The following is a 16,126-nucleotide window of genomic DNA, read 5'->3' as shown; positions in this document are numbered from 1 at the left end:
GCCGGGCCTGTGGTGTGTCATGGGTGGGTACGACGATCAGAGCCGCACGCGTCGGACGTGCCGGGTGTGTCGAAGAGGAGTGCGTGGTGGGTAAGCCGAAGGTCGTGCTGGGCGTCAGCGGCGGGATCGCCGCCTACAAGGCGTGCGAGCTGCTCCGTCGTCTGACCGAGTCCGGTCACGACGTACGGGTGGTGCCCACGGCTTCCTCGCTGAACTTCGTGGGGGAGGCCACTTGGGCGGCCCTGTCCGGGAACCCGGCCTCCACGCAGGTGTGGGAGACCGTCCACGAGGTGCCGCACGTCCGCATCGGGCAGGGCGCCGACCTCGTGGTCGTGGCCCCCGCCACCGCCGACATGCTGGCCAAGGCCGCCCACGGGCTCGCCGACGACCTCCTGACGAACACCCTGCTGACCGCCCGCTGTCCGGTGGTCTTCGCCCCCGCCATGCACACGGAGATGTGGGAGCACCCCGCCACCCAGGAGAACGTGGCCACCCTGCGCCGGCGCGGCGCCGTCGTCATCGAGCCCGCCGTCGGCCGGCTCACCGGCAAGGACACCGGCAAGGGCCGGCTGCCCGACCCCGAGGAGATCTTCGAGGTGTGCCGCCAGGTCCTGCGGCGCGGGACCGCCGCGCCCGACCTGGCCGGCCGGCACGTCGTGGTCAGCGCGGGCGGCACCCGGGAGCCGCTCGACCCGGTCCGCTTCCTCGGCAACCGCTCCTCGGGCAAGCAGGGCTACGCGCTCGCCCGCACGGCCGTCGCCCGCGGCGCCCGGGTCACCCTGGTGGCGGCCAACACCGCGCTGGCCGACCCGGCCGGGGTGGACGTCGTCCGGGTGGGGACCGCCGTGCAGCTGCGGGAGGCCGTGCTCAAGGCCGCGGCCGACGCCGACGCCGTGGTGATGGCCGCCGCCGTCGCCGACTTCCGGCCCGCCGTGTACGCCGACGGGAAGATCAAGAAGAAGGACGGGGAGGAGCCGGCACCGGTGGCCCTGGTGCGCAACCCCGACGTCCTCGCCGAGATCTCCGCCGACCGGGCGCTGGAGGGACAGGTGGTCGTCGGCTTCGCCGCCGAGACCGACGACGTCCTCGACAACGGGCGGGCCAAGCTCCGCCGCAAGGGATGTGATCTTCTCGTCGTGAACGAGGTCGGGGAGAGCCGGACCTTCGGATCCGAGGAGAACGAAGCCGTCGTCCTGGCCTCCGACGGGTCGGAGTTCCCCGTGCCCTACGGCCCGAAGGAGGCCTTGGCAGAGGTGATTTGGGACCGGGTGGCCGAGCGGCTCCGGCCCCGACGCGCCTGAACCGAGGTGCCTTTCGCCGGTCGACTCCGTGCGCAAGAATGTGCGTGCCGCAGGTCACACGGCTCCCATAGGGCGAGACGGGTGGTCCGGGCTACGGTGGCGACCGATAAACTGCATTCGGAACGTGATCGGGCGCAGCCCCCGATGTGGTTCCGCCAAATGATCAGCCAGCAGCCGCTGCAACCCCAGGGAGCGTTGTGTCCCGTCGTCTGTTCACCTCGGAGTCCGTGACCGAGGGCCACCCCGACAAGATCGCTGACCAGATCAGCGACACGATCCTCGACGCACTCCTCACCGAGGACCCGACCTCGCGCGTGGCCGTGGAAACCCTCATCACCACGGGTCTCGTGCACATCGCGGGTGAGGTGACGACCAAGGCGTACGCGCCGATCGCCCAGCTCGTCCGGGAGAAGATCCTCGAGATCGGCTACGACTCCTCGAAGAAGGGCTTCGACGGCGCCTCCTGCGGCGTGTCGGTGTCCATCGGCGCGCAGTCCCCGGACATCGCGCAGGGCGTCGACACCGCCTACGAGAAGCGCGTCGAGGGCGACGAGGACGAGCTCGACAAGCAGGGCGCCGGCGACCAGGGCCTGATGTTCGGCTACGCCTGCGACGAGACCCCCGAGCTGATGCCGCTGCCGATCCACCTCGCGCACCGGCTCTCGCGCCGCCTGTCCGAGGTCCGCAAGAACGGGACCATCCCGTACCTGCGCCCCGACGGCAAGACCCAGGTCACCATCGAGTACGACGGCGACAAGGCCGTCCGCCTCGACACGGTCGTCGTCTCCTCGCAGCACGCCTCCGACATCGACCTGGACTCGCTGCTCGCTCCCGACATCCGCGAGTTCGTCGTCGAGCACGTCCTGGCCCAGCTCGTCGAGGACGGCATCAAGCTCGACACCGAGGGCTACCGCCTCCTGGTGAACCCGACCGGCCGCTTCGAGATCGGCGGTCCGATGGGCGACGCCGGCCTCACCGGCCGCAAGATCATCATCGACACCTACGGCGGCATGGCCCGCCACGGCGGCGGCGCCTTCTCCGGCAAGGACCCGTCGAAGGTCGACCGCTCGGCCGCCTACGCCATGCGCTGGGTCGCCAAGAACGTGGTCGCCGCCGGTCTCGCCTCGCGCTGCGAGGTGCAGGTCGCGTACGCCATCGGCAAGGCCGAGCCCGTGGGTCTCTTCGTCGAGACCTTCGGCACCGCCAAGGTGGAGGTCCAGAAGATCGAGGACGCGATCAGCGAGGTCTTCGACCTGCGCCCCGCCGCGATCATCCGCGACCTGGACCTGCTGCGCCCGATCTACGCCCAGACCGCCGCCTACGGCCACTTCGGCCGTGAGCTGCCGGACTTCACCTGGGAGCGCACCGACCGCGTGGACGCCCTGCGCGCCGCCGCCGGTCTGTAGGACCCGAGCACGGAAGGCCCCGGACCCTCGCGGTCCGGGGCCTTCCGCGTTCCCGGGCCCGCGCGCTGTCGGTGCGGTTTGGTAAGAATGCGGATGTGAGCAGCGCGAACGAGTCCGAGCAGCGGCGCTGGGACGAGGATCCCGGCGGCCCGCCGGAACAGCTCGCGCTGATCCGGGGCATGGTCGCCGAGTCCAAGGCCAAGGCCCCCAAGGCGAAGCCGCGCACCTGGCGCGGAGCCGCGCTGGCGGGGGAGCTGCCGATCGCCCGGGTGCTGGTGAACAAGGGCGTCCTGCACCTGGACCAGACCTGGGACTACGCCGTCCCCGAGCACCTCGCCGAGGAGGCCCAGCCCGGAGTCCGCGTCCGCGTCCGGTTCGGCGCCGGCGAGGGCCGGGTCCGCGACGGCCGCCGCGAGGGCGGCGGCCTGATCGACGGCTACCTGATCGAGCGGATCGCCGAGACCGACTACGACCGGCCGCTCGCCGCGCTCGCCCAGGTGGTCTCGCCCGAGCGGGTCCTCAGCCCGCAGATCGAGCGCCTCGCGCGGGCCGTCGCACGCCGGTACGGCGGAAGCCTGGCCGACGTCCTTCAGCTGGCCATCCCGCCCCGCCACGGACAGGCCGAGAGCCGCCCGTCGCCCGCCCCGCTGCCGCCGCCCGAGGCCCCCGAGCCCGGCGGCTGGGAGCGCTACCCGGCCGGGCCCGCCCTCCTGCGCGACCTGGCCTCCGGCGCGAGCCCGCGCACCGTGTGGACCGCCCTGCCCGGGCCGACCTGGCCCGGGGAGCTGGCCCGGGCCATGGCCGCCACGATGGCCTCGGGCCGCGGGGCGCTCGCCGTGGTCCCCGACGGCCGCACCGCCGCGCGGGTCGACGAGGCCCTGACGGCCCTCGTCGGCAAGGGGCTGCACGCCGTGCTCACCGCCGAGTCCGGTCCCCAGAAGCGGTACTCCCAGTGGCTCGCCGTGCACCGGGGCTCCGTGCGGGCCGTCGTCGGGACCCGCGCCGCGATGTTCGCGCCGGTCCACCGGCTCGGCCTCGTGGCGGTCTGGGACGACGGGGACTCCAGCCACAGCGACACCAGCGCCCCCTTCCCGCACGTCCGTGAGGTGCTCCAGCTGCGCGCCCTGACCGAGGGCTGCGGCTTCCTCCTGGGCAGTACGAGCTGCACCGTCGAGGCCGCTCAGCTCGTCGAGTCCGGATGGGCGCGCCCCCTGGTCGCGGACCGCGCGACCGTACGGGCCTGCGCCCCCCGCGTCCGCACCGTCGGCGACGAGCTGCTCGCCCGCGACGAGGCGGCCCGCGCCGCCCGGCTGCCCAGCCTGGCCTGGGAGACCGTACGGGAGGGGCTGAAGACCGGCCCCGTCCTCGTCCAGGTGCCGCGCCGGGGGTACGTGCCCCGGCTGGCCTGCGAGCGCTGCCGGACACCGGCCCGCTGCCGGACCTGCGCGGGCCCGCTGGAGGCCCCCGACCAGCGGGAGCTGCACTGCGGCTGGTGCGGGCTGGCGGAGACCTCCTGGCACTGTGAGGAATGCGGGTCCTTCCGGCTCCGGGCGCAGGTCGTCGGCGCCCGGCGCACCGCGGAGGAGCTCGGGCGCGTCTTCCCCGACGTGCCCGTGCGCACCTCGGGCCGCGACCACGTCCTGGAGCGCGTCCCCGACGCCCCCGCCCTGATCGTGTCGACGCCCGGCGCCGAACCGGTCGCCGAGGGGGCCGGCTACGCCGCGTCCCTGCTGCTGGACGGCTGGGCCATGCTGGGCTTCCCCGACCTGCGGGCCGGGGAGGAGGCGCTGCGCCGCTGGATCGCCGCCGCCTGTCTGGTCCGGGCCGGTGGACAGGTGGTCGTCGTCGCGGAGCCGACGTTGCGCCCCGTCCAGGCCCTGGTGCGGTGGGACCCGGTCGGGCACGCGCTGCGTGAGCTGGCGGAGCGCGCCGAGCTGCGCTTCCCGCCCGTGTCGCGGATGGCGTCCGTCGTGGGACGAGCGGCTGCCGTGGAGTCCTTCCTGGCCGCGGCCGAGCTGCCGCCGGACGCCGAGATCCTGGGCCCGGTGCCGCTGCCCGGCCGGCGCGGGGAGCCCTCGCCCGGGGAACGGGCCCTGGTGCGGGTGCCGCCGGGCAGCGGGGCGGCCCTGGCGGCCGCCCTGAAGGCGGCCCAGGCGGCCAGGACGGCCCGGCGGGTGGCCGCATCCGACGCGGTGCGGGTCAGGATCGACCCGACGGACATCGGCTGAGACGGACGGCGGCCGGGGCGGGCGCCCGCGGCCGGTGACCGGCAGGGGACGCCGAAGCCCCCGGCGGGGACCGTACGGTCGTCCCACCGGGGGCGGTCAGGGGCGCGGCGCACGGGGCCGGCCGTCGGGAGTCGGCGCCCCGGCGGCGGGCCGGCCTCAGCCTCCGCGCGGTCCGGGGAAGGCGGGGGAGCGGGAGGGCTCCGCGAGGGCCCGGGCCTGCGGAGCGGCCGCGGCCTGCGCCTCCTCGCGGACCGGCTGCGGCGGCACGGAACGGGCGGCCGGGACGGTCGGCAGCGGTCCCATGGTCCGGGTGGTAGTCCCCTCGGCCAGCGGCTCGGCCGCCTCCGCCGACTGGGCCCGGCGGGCGCCGTAGCGGCGGTGCACGGCCTGCTTGGTCACTCCGAGGGCGGAGCCGACCGCGTCCCACGAGAAGCCGAGCGAGCGGTCGAAGTCCACGGCGGCGGTGACCAGCGTCTCCACGCTGTCCCGCAGCTCCTGGGCGAGGCGGACGGTGGGCGCGGGAGCCCGGCCGTAGACGACGAAGCCCGTGGAGGGGCCCGACCGGCGGGGACGGTACACATTGCCGAGCTGGGCGGTGAGCGTACGCAGAGCGTCCACCTGCCGGCGAACCCGCTCGATGTCCCGCACCAGCAGGTGCAGGCTCGCCCGGGCCTGGGCGTCGTGGGTGGCGTGGTCGGCCATGAAGAAGCCTCTCGAACCGGTGCTGAAGGGCTGATCGGGTCGCACACACCGTTCGCACGCGGCCCGTTTCGGTCAATCTCTCTTGACCAACGCTCCAGCCGTCGTACAGGTCACGCTGTGCAGCCGGGTCGGCATATGCGACGGGTGCGCGGATGCGGGCGTACGCCCCCCTTCGCCCAGTGCGCGCGTGGATCTTTCTGGTAGTTTGGGGCTGCTCCGAACGGGGTCGGTTCGGGCCGGACCGCGACCGTCGGGTGGAAGCCCGCCGCTCCAGCGGGGGGCGCCTTCACAGACTGGTGCGCTGCTGTGTGCGCCCATACAGCGAGGTTGGACCCCGTGAAGCTCGTCTTCGCCGGCACCCCCGAGGTCGCCGTGCCCGCACTGGACGCACTGATCGCCTCGGGGCGGCACGAGGTCGCCGCCGTCGTCACCCGGCCCGACGCACCCGCCGGGCGCGGCCGCCGGCTCGTCGCGAGCCCCGTCGCCCAGCGCGCCGAGGAAGCCGGGATCGAGGTCCTCAAGCCGGTCCGCCCGCGCGACCCCGAGTTCCAGGCCCGGCTGCGCGAGATCGACCCGGACTGCTGCCCGGTCGTCGCCTACGGGGCCCTGCTGCCCAAGAGCGCCCTCGACATCCCCCGGCGGGGCTGGGTGAACCTGCACTTCTCGCTGCTGCCGGCCTGGCGCGGGGCCGCGCCCGTACAGCACTCGATCATGGCGGGCGACCAGGTTACCGGTGCCTCCACCTTCCTCATCGAGGAGGGCCTCGACTCGGGCCCGGTCTACGGCATCCTGACCGAGGAGATCCGCCCGGCCGACACCAGCGGCGACCTGCTCACCCGGCTCGCGTTCGCCGGGGCCGGACTGCTCGCCGCCACCATGGACGGCATCGAGGACGGCACCCTGCGCGCGGTCGAGCAGCCCGCCGACGGCGTCTCCCTCGCCCCCAAGATCACCGTCGAGGACGCGCGGATCGACTGGACCGCGCCCGCGATGCGCGCCGACCGGGTCGTCCGGGGCTGCACACCGGCCCCCGGCGCCTGGACCGTCTTCCGCGGCGAGCGGCTCAAGGTGATCTCCCTCGCCCCGGTCCCCGACCGCACGGACCTGGAGCCGGGCCTGCTGGCCCCGGCCAAGAACACCGTCCACGTCGGCACGGGCTCGCACGCCGTGGAACTCCTCTGGGTGCAGCCCCAGGGCAAGAAGCCGATGCGCGCCGCCGACTGGGCGCGCGGGGTGCGGATCGCTCCCGGCGAGCGGCTCGGCGGGGCCGACGTAGGCTGAACGGTGCCGGTACCCCGATCGGGCACCGGTCCGCAGTCGGCACCACCTCGTAACCCCGGAGCACCTTTCACGTGAGCGAACAGCACCGTCCCCCGCGCAGCACCGCAGGCAAGCGGCCGGCCAAGCCCTACCGGCGGCCCAAGAAGGACCCCGTCAGGATGCTGGCCTTCGAGGTGCTGCGGGCGGTGGACGAACGCGACGCCTACGCCAACCTCGTCCTGCCCCCGCTGCTGAAGAAGGCCCGCCAGGACGAGGGCTTCGAGGCCCGCGACGCGGCCCTGGCCACCGAGCTGGTCTACGGCACCCTGCGCCGCCAGGGCACCTACGACGCGGTCATCAAGGCCTGCATCGACCGTCCGCTGCGCGAGGTGGACCCGCCGGTCCTCGACGTGCTCTCGCTCGGCGCCCACCAGCTGCTGGGCACCCGCATCCCCACCCACGCGGCCGTCTCGGCCAGTGTGGAGCTCGCCCGGGTCGTCCTCGGCGACGGGCGCGCCAAGTTCGTCAACGCCGTGCTGCGCCGGATCGCCGCGCACGACCTGGACGGCTGGCTGGAGCGGGTGGCCCCGCCGTACGACGAGGACGCCGAGGAGCACCTCGCCGTCTACCACTCGCACCCACGCTGGGTGGTCAGCGCCCTGTGGGACGCCCTGGGCGGCGGCCGCGCCGGGATCGAGGACCTGCTGGAGGCCGACAACGAGCGGCCCGAGGTGACCCTGGTCGCGCGCCCCGGCCGGTCCACGCCCCAGGAGCTGGTGGACGCGCTCGGCGAGGACACGACCCTGCCCGGACGCTGGTCGCCGTACGCCGTCCGGATGGCCGAGGGCGGTGAGCCCGGTGCGCTGGAAGCGGTCCGCGAGGGCCGCGCGGGCGTGCAGGACGAGGGAAGCCAGCTGGTGGCGATGGCGCTGGCGGCCGTGCCCGTCGAGGGCCGCGACGAGCGCTGGCTCGACGGCTGCGCCGGCCCCGGCGGCAAGGCGGCGCTGCTCGGCGCCCTGGCGGCCGAGCGCGGTGCGTTCCTGCTGGCCTCGGAGAAGCAGCCGCACCGGGCCCGCCTGGTGGAGCGGTCGCTCGCGGGCAACCCGGGGCCGTACCAGGTGATCGCGGCGGACGGCACCCGTCCGGCGTGGCTGCCCGGCTCCTTCGACCGGGTCCTGATGGACGTCCCCTGCTCGGGCCTCGGCGCCCTGCGCCGCCGCCCCGAGGCGCGCTGGCGCCGCCGCCCGGAGGACCTGGAGGGCTTCGCCCCGCTCCAGCGGGCCCTGCTGCGGCAGGCGCTGTCGGCGGTGCGCGTGGGCGGCGTCGTGGGCTACGCGACCTGCTCGCCGCACCTGGCGGAGACCCGGGTGGTCGTGGACGACGTCCTCAAGGGACGCGGCGCGGGTGCCACCCCGGTGTCCGCCGAACTGATCGACGCCCGGCCCCACATGGCGGGCGTGCCCGGCCTGGGGGACGGCCCGGACGTCCAGCTGTGGCCGCACCTGCACGGCACGGACGCGATGTACCTGGCCCTCCTGCGGCGCACCGCGTAGCACCACGGGCCCGCCCGCTCCGTGCCCCGGACCGATCCGGCCGGGGCGGGATCGCCTCCGCGCTCGGCGAAGCCGAGGCCGCTGAGAGCCGGGCTGCCCTGGAGGGCTGTGCCCACGGCCGCCATGCCGCACGTGGCGTCCGGGCGTGCCGGTGGCCCGGCGGGAGCATCCCGCCGGGCCACCGGTGTCGCGACCGACCGCTACGGTCAGTCCCAGCAGAATTGCCAGGTTCCGTTTCGAGTCTGCAGTTCCGCGTACGTTGTCGTGTCATTCTCGTCGGGGCAGTACGCGTACTGTTCGATCGCAGCCCGCGCCACCGCGAGCGGTTCTTGCGGAGGCTGGGGGACATCGACCATCAGCACATTGTGTGCCATGTACAACAACTCGGCCCCGAATCGGGTGTTCCATGTATGCAGAAACGCTACATGGTCGGAAGCCAGCATCGCCCGGTCGCCCGGTCCGTGGGCCCAGTTCCTCGGGCTGGGGTGGACCGGCAGGATACTCGGCACCGAATAGCCGTACTGGGCTTCGACCAGGCACAGCCAGTGGGGATGGAAATTCCTCCGCGGGCTGGTGGGACGGGGCTCCAGGTTGAGGGTGCCGGCCAACTGATCGGGGTCGAAGTCGGCCTTCCACTCCGCCGCTTCTTCTTCGTCCGCGCCGTCGAGGCACTTCGCCAGGGCGGCCGATTCGATCTCGGTGACGATCTCGCGGGGTGCTGTGAACGCCCGTGCGTCGAAGGCGGGATGAGTGTGGTGGGAAGAGTCCACCAGGTCGGAAGGACGTCCCACCGTGAGCACGGGGTGCCATCCCGAGCGGCTGCAGGCGCCGAGCATCTGCCTCCACAGAGTCTCTGCTTCCTGCGCTGTGACGGGGCGGCCCAGAATCACTTGACCGGAAGGCGCACAGGCTTCCTCGATCGCGGTCGGCAGCACTGCGGAGCCCGCTGCCCGAAGGGCTTCTGAAGCTTCTGCCTTGTCCATCCCGTATCTCCTTGATCCCATCGCCTTGATTAAGAGAAATGCTTGGTCACATCAAAACCGGGGCCGATGATGCGCACCGATTGCAGGCCGAGAGTCGTCTTCGTGGTGAATTCCCGCTTCGAAATATCGGCGAGGACCGTATTCACGAGCTTCTCGTTTCCGTTCGGGAGGGTGATGATCGCCGCATCAGCCCCTTGATCGGCCGAATCGAAAATTTCCCTGACGATGGTCTTGGGCTTGGTGGACGGCTGGGTCTTGAACTCTGTTCGAACGCCGTCCACCCACGCATCGAAGCTCTTCCTGTCCCCCAAGGAGCCAGGGGCGCCGGTGTCGTCGCTACGCGCTACGACGTTGCGTCCCTCCATGGCCAAAATGAAAGCTGTCTCAAACTCACTCTCCGTGAAACCGAACTCCGAGTCCTTCTTCAACGATATGGCGGATTCGTCGATACGCGAGAGAGCGTCCCTCACCATACCGGCAAGCCCCTTGTATTCGAGGCCGAAAAGTTTGACCCCGTACAGGTTCGCGTATCGGTTGTAGTTGCAGCCGACCTTCTCCGGACCCGGGGTCATCCGACACGCCAGCTTGTTGGCGTCGTCGATCTCGTCGATGTACTCGCCGATGGAGAACTTCTTGTCGTCGAAGATCTGGGAGAAGCGCTTCTCACGCTGCTTCTTCGCACGGCTCCTGTCCGTGCTCCGGAGCCGCTCTTGCGCGTCCTGACTCGCGTAGGTCTTGGACTTCGGGGCCGGAGCGTTGTTGTGACCCTTGGGCTCCCCTACCTCCCAGCCCTTGCCGTTGAACTTGCAGGAGTAACCCTCGATGCATTCGATCGGCTTGAGGCCGCTCGGGTCCGAGAGGGAAGCGGGATTGTTGTTGGCGTAGCTGTAGCCGTGGGTTTGTTGCGGGTCGGCCAGGTCCATGATCGGGTCGACCGAGAGGAAGCGGCCGGTTGCCTGATCGTACTCACGTGCTCCGAGGTGGATGAGGCCCGTGTCGGGTTCCTTGGTGCCACCGACGAACCCCTTGTCACCGACCCAGCCGGCCGCCTGACCACCACGCTCCTTGCCGAAGATTCCCGTCTTGCGCCGTACGACAGCCTGAGCGGCATCGGCAGAGACCTGTGTCGTGCCGGTGCCATGGTGGTCACCGAGGACGAAGGTCAGCTTGTCGCCGGTGCGTACGGCGATCGTCTGGCCTGCGACCGAGTAGTAGCGGGTGCCGGTGACCGTGGTACCTGACTTGTTCAGCTTGAGTTCATTGCCGCCGGGCAGGTAGAGGGTGGTTCCTCCGGAATCCTTGCGCAGCAGCCTCTCCCCCTGCGCGTCGTAGAGGTAGGAAGTGGTCTTGGCGTCCTGCGACGTGGATGCCAGATGGCCCTCGTCGTCCCAGTTCAGGGTTTGCTGAGCGGCCGAACCGATCTTGCGCGTCTTGGTGTTGCCGACCGCGTCGTAGGTGAAGAGGTCCTCACCGGGCGTGGCTCCGGTCTGGGTGACCTTGGGCAGGTCGTGCTTGCCCGCGGTGGGAGCCGCATAGGTGCGTACGGTGTCGGCGGCGGGCCCTGCGGGGGTCTTGTGTTCCGTTTCGCTCTTGCGGTTGCCCACTGCGTCGTAGGTGTAGCTCGTCCAGTACGCGTCCTGCCCGCCGACCGCCGCGGCCGACGGGCTTGCCGCGCAGGCCGTTCCGGTGTTGCTCCACGCTTCGGTGATCCGGCGCAGTTGATCCAGAGTGAAGCACTGGGTGTCGGTCGTCTTGCCGGAGTCCTGCCCGAAAGACGTGGCGATGCCGGTGACGTTCCCGAAGGAGTCGTAGGAGTACGTGGAGTCGTCGATGCGCTGGGGAGCCGCCTCGCGGTCGGTGTACCTGCGCGTGAGCCGGCCGGTGTGCTCGTCGAATTCGTTGCTCACCCAGACGTGCTGGGCGAATGCACCGAGCTCTTGCCGGACGTTCCTGCCGTAGCGGTCGTAGGTGTTGGCGGAAACAAGGGGGTCGGCCCCCGCGGTGACGGTGTCGAGGAGACCGGATGTCTCCAGGTAGGTGTTGCTGACGTCCTCCTGCGGCAGACCACCTGCGGCCGGGTGCTGCACGGACATGACCTGTCCGGTGTTCGCGTTGTACGCGTTGATCCACTGGTACGTTCCGGCCAGTGCGCCCTCGCTGTCCGGGATGGTCACCTGCTGGACGACGGGCAGGTACAGCGAGTTGTAGCCGGTGGTGGCGAACTCGTACGCCTTGCCGTTCACCCAGCGTACGGACTTGCTCGGCTGCCCCTTGGCCACCGTGTCGTAGACCCACTCCGCGAGAGTGGTCGTGCCCTTCCTGACCGCGGTCTGACGGCCCAGGGCGTCGAAGTCGGTGTGAAGGGTGATGTTGCGGCCGTCGGTGACGTCCGTGGTTCGATTGGCGGCGTCGAAGGCGTAGTGGGAGGTGCCCTTGTCGGGGTCGTTGACCTGCACGGCACGGCCGCGGGCGTCGTAGCCGTAGGTCCACTTGGCCCCGGCTGCGTCGCGAACCTCAGACAGGCGGCCGAGTTTGTCGTAGCTGTACTGAGTGGCTGCCGAGGTGGTTCGGTCCGCTGCGGTGTACGAGAGAAGGGCCGTGGCACGGCCGTTGGCGTCGACGACCTTGGTGGTGGCCGTGCCCCCCTTGGGCGGCACGACCGTGGTGGTGTCGCCCGTGTACGAGGTGGTGGTCCGGCCGGTTTCGACGCCGAACCGCTTCGACACGACAGCAGTGACCCGCCCGGTGCCGTCGAACACGGTGTCGCTGGACGCCGGGTACTGCAGCTCCTGGCCGGTCACGAGGACGGGGGCCGCAGCGCCGGTCGCGTAGTACCGGCCGGAATTCCGCCAGGCGAAGCCCCGGGTGTCGTAGAGCGCCTCGGTGATGAGCCGGCCCGCTCCGTCGGGCGAGGGTTCCTGCCTCTGGATGTCACGCAGAAGGCCGTCCTGGAACGCATACGCCTCCCTGTACTTCGAGTCATGCGTGAGGATCTTGGTCGTGGTGACGACCGGACCGTCATTGCGGACCAGGTAGTCGAACACGTAGTTCGGCGAATCCGGGTACGTGGCTGCGCGGCGCGTGGGGAGCCAGACCTTCGTCACCCGGCCCAGTGCGTCGTAGCCGGTGGTCGTGACCTTGTTGTTGGCGTCCGTGACCTGGGTCGGCAGGTTACGTACGGGATCGAGGACCGTGGTGGTGACGTGACCGAGCGGGTTGGTCACCTTCGACGAGGTCGGCACCTCGCCCGTAGCGGGAGTGAAGACCGTGGCGGTCGCCCTGCCGAACGGGTCGGCGACAGCCAGCGCCCTGCCGTAGATGTCGAAACAGGGCTGGTCCTTGCCCGGTCCACAGATACTCGGGGTCGAGGACTGGGTCTCGTAGCCGTCGCCCTTGCCGTTGATCCTCTCGGTGCGGGTGAGCAGCCCTGCTCCGGAGACCGTGTCCAAAGCTCCGTTGTCGTAGTAGTTGCGGACGTCATCGATGACGTCCGCCGGGCGGGAGACCGGGGCGCCGCACGGAACGGCCACGATCTCGACACGGCTGACCGTGGTGAGGATGTGGGTCGTGGTGTTGCGCGCGTAGCTGGTCGTCGTGCACTGCTCGTCGCCGGTCTTGTCCTTGTCGCCGGTGGCGGACTCGGCGGACACCATTCCGTACGCGTCGAAGGTACGGGCAACCTCCGTGGTCCGGATGCCGCCCGTGACGGTGGTTCTCGTGCTCTCCTTCTCCGTGCCCGTCCTGTAGGAAACGAGCGCCGGAAGGCCGGGGCGGTTCCGTGTGGCGATGGCTGTCGAGCGCCAGGGGGTGGAGGAAGTCGCCGTGACCGGCTTGGTGGTGTCGTCGCCGTCGAAGGTCACGCTTTCGCGAAGTGCGCCGGCGAACTCGGGGCGGTCGGTGACGGACGTTCCGGTGGAGTCCTTGACGTCGGTGCCGTCCAAGCCGCGGAAGTATCGATTCTCCGTGAGGGTGCGAGCGTCGTTCCCAGCGCCCGTGCGGGTCTGGACCCGTCCGTAGCCGCGGGCCACGGAGTGCACTCTGTCCTCGGGCTTGGTGAACTCGTCCTCGCTCTTGGCCCAGGCCGCTCCGTCCAGGTAGCTGTAGGAAGTGACCTTGTCGGGTGTCGCTGCGAGGTTGTCGCCCTCGACCACCTGCGTCACCACGTACTTGTTGAACCAGTCGAGCTGAGCGGTCGAGCCCTCGTAGGCCCATTTGACCGGATAGCACCGCGTGGTGTTCGTGGCGTCCGGCTTCGGCAGGGTTGTCGGCGAGCAGTCCTGCGGCGAATAGGTTATGCCGATGGTGCCGCCCGTCTCGGTGGTGATCTGGGACAGGCGCAGCCGGATGAAGGGGGCGAGGCCGTCGCCGGTCTTGTCGACCCGGTTGGCCTTCTGTTCGCCGGCGAAGCTGACCGGGGGCAGTGCTTTGGTGCCGCCTGCCTTGCCGGTGTGCTGAACGGACTTCAGCCACATAGGGGTGGAGACGCCGTCGCCGGACGGCGGGAAGCTCTGGTCCAGGGTCCAGGTGTCGGCCTCCTTGTACGCTCCGGCGGTGAGCACCCTCGTGTTGATGGACTTGAGCCGCATCCGGGACCAGAAGGTCGGGGAGTGCTTGTCCTTGCACTCCGTCGAGCCGTCCTTGCAGAACTGGTCGAAGGGTGCGTCCGGCCAGTTCTTCGCGTTGGCCTCGTCGAAGGTGCCGCAGTTGGCGAGGCAGCGTTCGTCGACGCCGAAGAGGACCTGCCCCATGGGCTTGCCGGTGAACAGGGCGTCGGACCGCAGACCGTAGTCGATGCGGTCGAGCCAGCCTCCACGGATGTACTGGGTGACCGTACCCTTGCCGGTCGTCTCGGAGACGTTGCGCGTGTAGTTGTTCGTCTCGGTCTTCCAGTGGTAGACCATCGCGTTGCCCCGTGCGTCGACCGCGTAGTCGAGCTGCCAGCGCCACGCCTGCTTGCACGAGGCATTGGCGAAGGTCGCGTTGTAACAGGGCTCACCCTGATGATTGCCGAACACCGGAACGGTCCAGGCGGAGTTGGTCACGGGATCGTCGGCCGCGACTCCGTTGTCCTTCCAGCCGGGAAGGCGGTTCAGGCCGAAGAAGTACTGAGTACCGTCCGTGCCGGTGACCTTCCAGTGCTCTCCGTTGTCGTCACCATTGACGGCGCCGGAGAGCTTCTCGACCTTCTCCGCGCCGTCGCCCTGCGGGTGCCAGCCCTTGCCGGCCTCGAAAACCAGCTCCGTGGTCTTGCCGTTCAGGGACAGGGTGGCGTTGTCGTTGAACCAGCACAGGTCGCCGACCTTGGTGGTGTTGGTCCCACCGGCCTTGTCGTCCTCGCAGCCCTTGTACTTGCGCTCGACGAATCCCGGTTCCCAGTTCCAGCCGTCACCGATCCAGGACGCCTGGGCATTGGAGGCAGCGGTGCGGCCGTCCACCGACTGGGAGTCGTAAGCGAGGGCGATCTGCGGAGCGGCGCCGCCCGGTACACCGGGGACGGCGATCGGGTAGGTCCAGGAGAAGCCGCCGGTCGAAGCACCCGCGGACCAGCTTCCGGACGCTTGCAGCGACGTCGCCTTGTAGTTGCCGGTGGGGCCGGCGTCATCGGCAACAGCGGCCAGAACCTGTGGGGCCGCGGCGAGGGTTGTGGCGGCCGCCAGGGTGGCGGTCTTCGTATCGTTCTTCGTGGCCAGCGGCTTCTGCGTTCGGCACTCCGGGAGCTCCGGTTCGGTCAGCACACAGGCCGGCAGCTCCACCAGACGCAGGCGAGCTGCCCAATCTCCGCCGTACGCATCGCGGTACGAGTCGTACCCGACCTCGACGCGGGCGGAGCCGGTGCCGCCCGAGCCTTCGGTGCGGTGAAGTGAAAGCAGCACGCCGTCGATACCTGCGCGTCGGGTGACGTCGCGGTCGGCGACAGAGACCTTGATCGTCCCGTCCGGTGCTGCGACGGTCGCAGGTACGGAGCCCGCCGTGGCCCGGCTCAGCTTCGGGGCTTGGGTGATCTTGACGGGCAGCTTACCGGCCTGCCCGCTCCCGTTGCCGAGGTGGACGTCCGCCGTGCCGGCCTTCGGCCAGGCCGTTTTGGCCTTCTTGCCCTTGGGCGTGGCAGCGGCGTCCGGGCGCTTGGATCCTCCGACGGCCGCCTTGGAGACCGGAACAGCTGTGGGCTGCTTCAGTTCCGGAAGGGCCGGCCCCCGATCGGAGCCCGCGGCTGTGGCTGTGCCGGGCAGCACACCCACCAATACGGAGGCAGCCACGATGGCTGAAAATCTCCGCATATGAAATCTACTCACACTTTACCTCTGCGTAGTTCGCACTGATGATCCGGCGCACAGTAACAGGTGTTATTCAAATGCCGGATATCAGCCGACCGTGGCCGGTTGGGCCCGGTCGTTGGTCAAAGCGTGTGATTGTGCATCATGTGCACAATCCGGCCATGACGTCGCGAGAAAAAGGAATGAATATCTCCGCTTGCGACCCTGCGCAAGGGTGGAGTTCTGAAGGGCTGGAAGCGCTTCGTGTGCTCCGATCGGTCGGGGTGGCGGGGTGTGGGAAACTCCGCAGCAAATGGGGCATCAGATCCGGGATGGGCACAAAACCGCAGCTCAGAAGCTGTGGAGGATCCGCGTGGTCGCTACAGTGAGGCGATACATAGGACAGATGGAGTGTGTGTGAGAATTGGAAAGGTCCGTT

Annotated in this window: 8 protein-coding genes; 5 read left to right on the top strand and 3 right to left on the bottom strand. The window is 70.4% G+C overall.

Going from position 1 to position 16,126, the window contains the following annotated elements:
- The first annotated feature begins 86 nt into the window (after positions 1-86).
- The 3 genes from coaBC to ACPU2J_RS06520 all read left to right on the top strand — a co-directional run bounded on the left by coaBC (position 87) and on the right by ACPU2J_RS06520 (position 4,935).
- Entirely contained in the window at positions 87-1,301 is a 1,215-nt protein-coding gene (gene coaBC, locus ACPU2J_RS06530; protein ID WP_423832941.1) for a bifunctional phosphopantothenoylcysteine decarboxylase/phosphopantothenate--cysteine ligase CoaBC, read from the top strand.
- A gap of 197 nt (positions 1,302-1,498) precedes the next feature.
- Complete coding sequence (gene metK, locus ACPU2J_RS06525) at positions 1,499-2,707, top strand: methionine adenosyltransferase (RefSeq protein WP_365078640.1); 1,209 nt, start codon at positions 1,499-1,501, stop codon at positions 2,705-2,707.
- Between the two features lie 95 nt (positions 2,708-2,802).
- Positions 2,803-4,935, top strand: coding sequence for a primosomal protein N' (locus tag ACPU2J_RS06520; protein WP_420081382.1), 2,133 nt, complete (start codon positions 2,803-2,805; stop codon positions 4,933-4,935).
- A gap of 156 nt (positions 4,936-5,091) precedes the next feature.
- On the opposite strand, the gene ACPU2J_RS06515 is transcribed toward ACPU2J_RS06520, so the two are convergent.
- Positions 5,092-5,637 (bottom strand): hypothetical protein, encoded by a 546-nt coding sequence (locus ACPU2J_RS06515; RefSeq protein ID WP_361593742.1) that lies wholly within the window; start codon positions 5,635-5,637, stop codon positions 5,092-5,094.
- A gap of 336 nt (positions 5,638-5,973) precedes the next feature.
- Between ACPU2J_RS06515 and fmt the strand changes: the two genes are divergently transcribed.
- Positions 5,974-6,918 (top strand): methionyl-tRNA formyltransferase, encoded by a 945-nt coding sequence (gene fmt / locus ACPU2J_RS06510; protein WP_361593744.1) that lies wholly within the window; start codon positions 5,974-5,976, stop codon positions 6,916-6,918.
- 71 nt (positions 6,919-6,989) lie between these two features.
- On the top strand, positions 6,990-8,450 hold the full coding sequence (locus tag ACPU2J_RS06505) for an RsmB/NOP family class I SAM-dependent RNA methyltransferase (RefSeq protein ID WP_365078645.1): 1,461 nt from the start codon (positions 6,990-6,992) through the stop codon (positions 8,448-8,450).
- A 206-nt stretch (positions 8,451-8,656) separates the two neighbouring features.
- Here the strand turns inward: ACPU2J_RS06505 and ACPU2J_RS06500 are convergent, their stop codons facing one another.
- Complete coding sequence (locus ACPU2J_RS06500; RefSeq protein WP_420081383.1) at positions 8,657-9,433, bottom strand: DUF4253 domain-containing protein; 777 nt, start codon at positions 9,431-9,433, stop codon at positions 8,657-8,659.
- A gap of 29 nt (positions 9,434-9,462) precedes the next feature.
- The gene (locus ACPU2J_RS06495) at positions 9,463-15,690 is read right to left on the bottom strand and encodes an RHS repeat-associated core domain-containing protein (RefSeq protein WP_423832940.1); all 6,228 of its coding nucleotides are present in this window, start codon (positions 15,688-15,690) and stop codon (positions 9,463-9,465) included.
- Between the last annotated feature and the right edge of the window lie 436 nt (positions 15,691-16,126).

It is taken from the genome of Streptomyces manipurensis (assembly GCF_049570255.1).
In the GTDB taxonomy this organism is placed as follows: domain Bacteria; phylum Actinomycetota; class Actinomycetes; order Streptomycetales; family Streptomycetaceae; genus Streptomyces; species Streptomyces manipurensis.
Note: the sequence above shows the minus strand (reverse complement) of the source record. Positions and strands in the feature narration are given on the sequence as shown.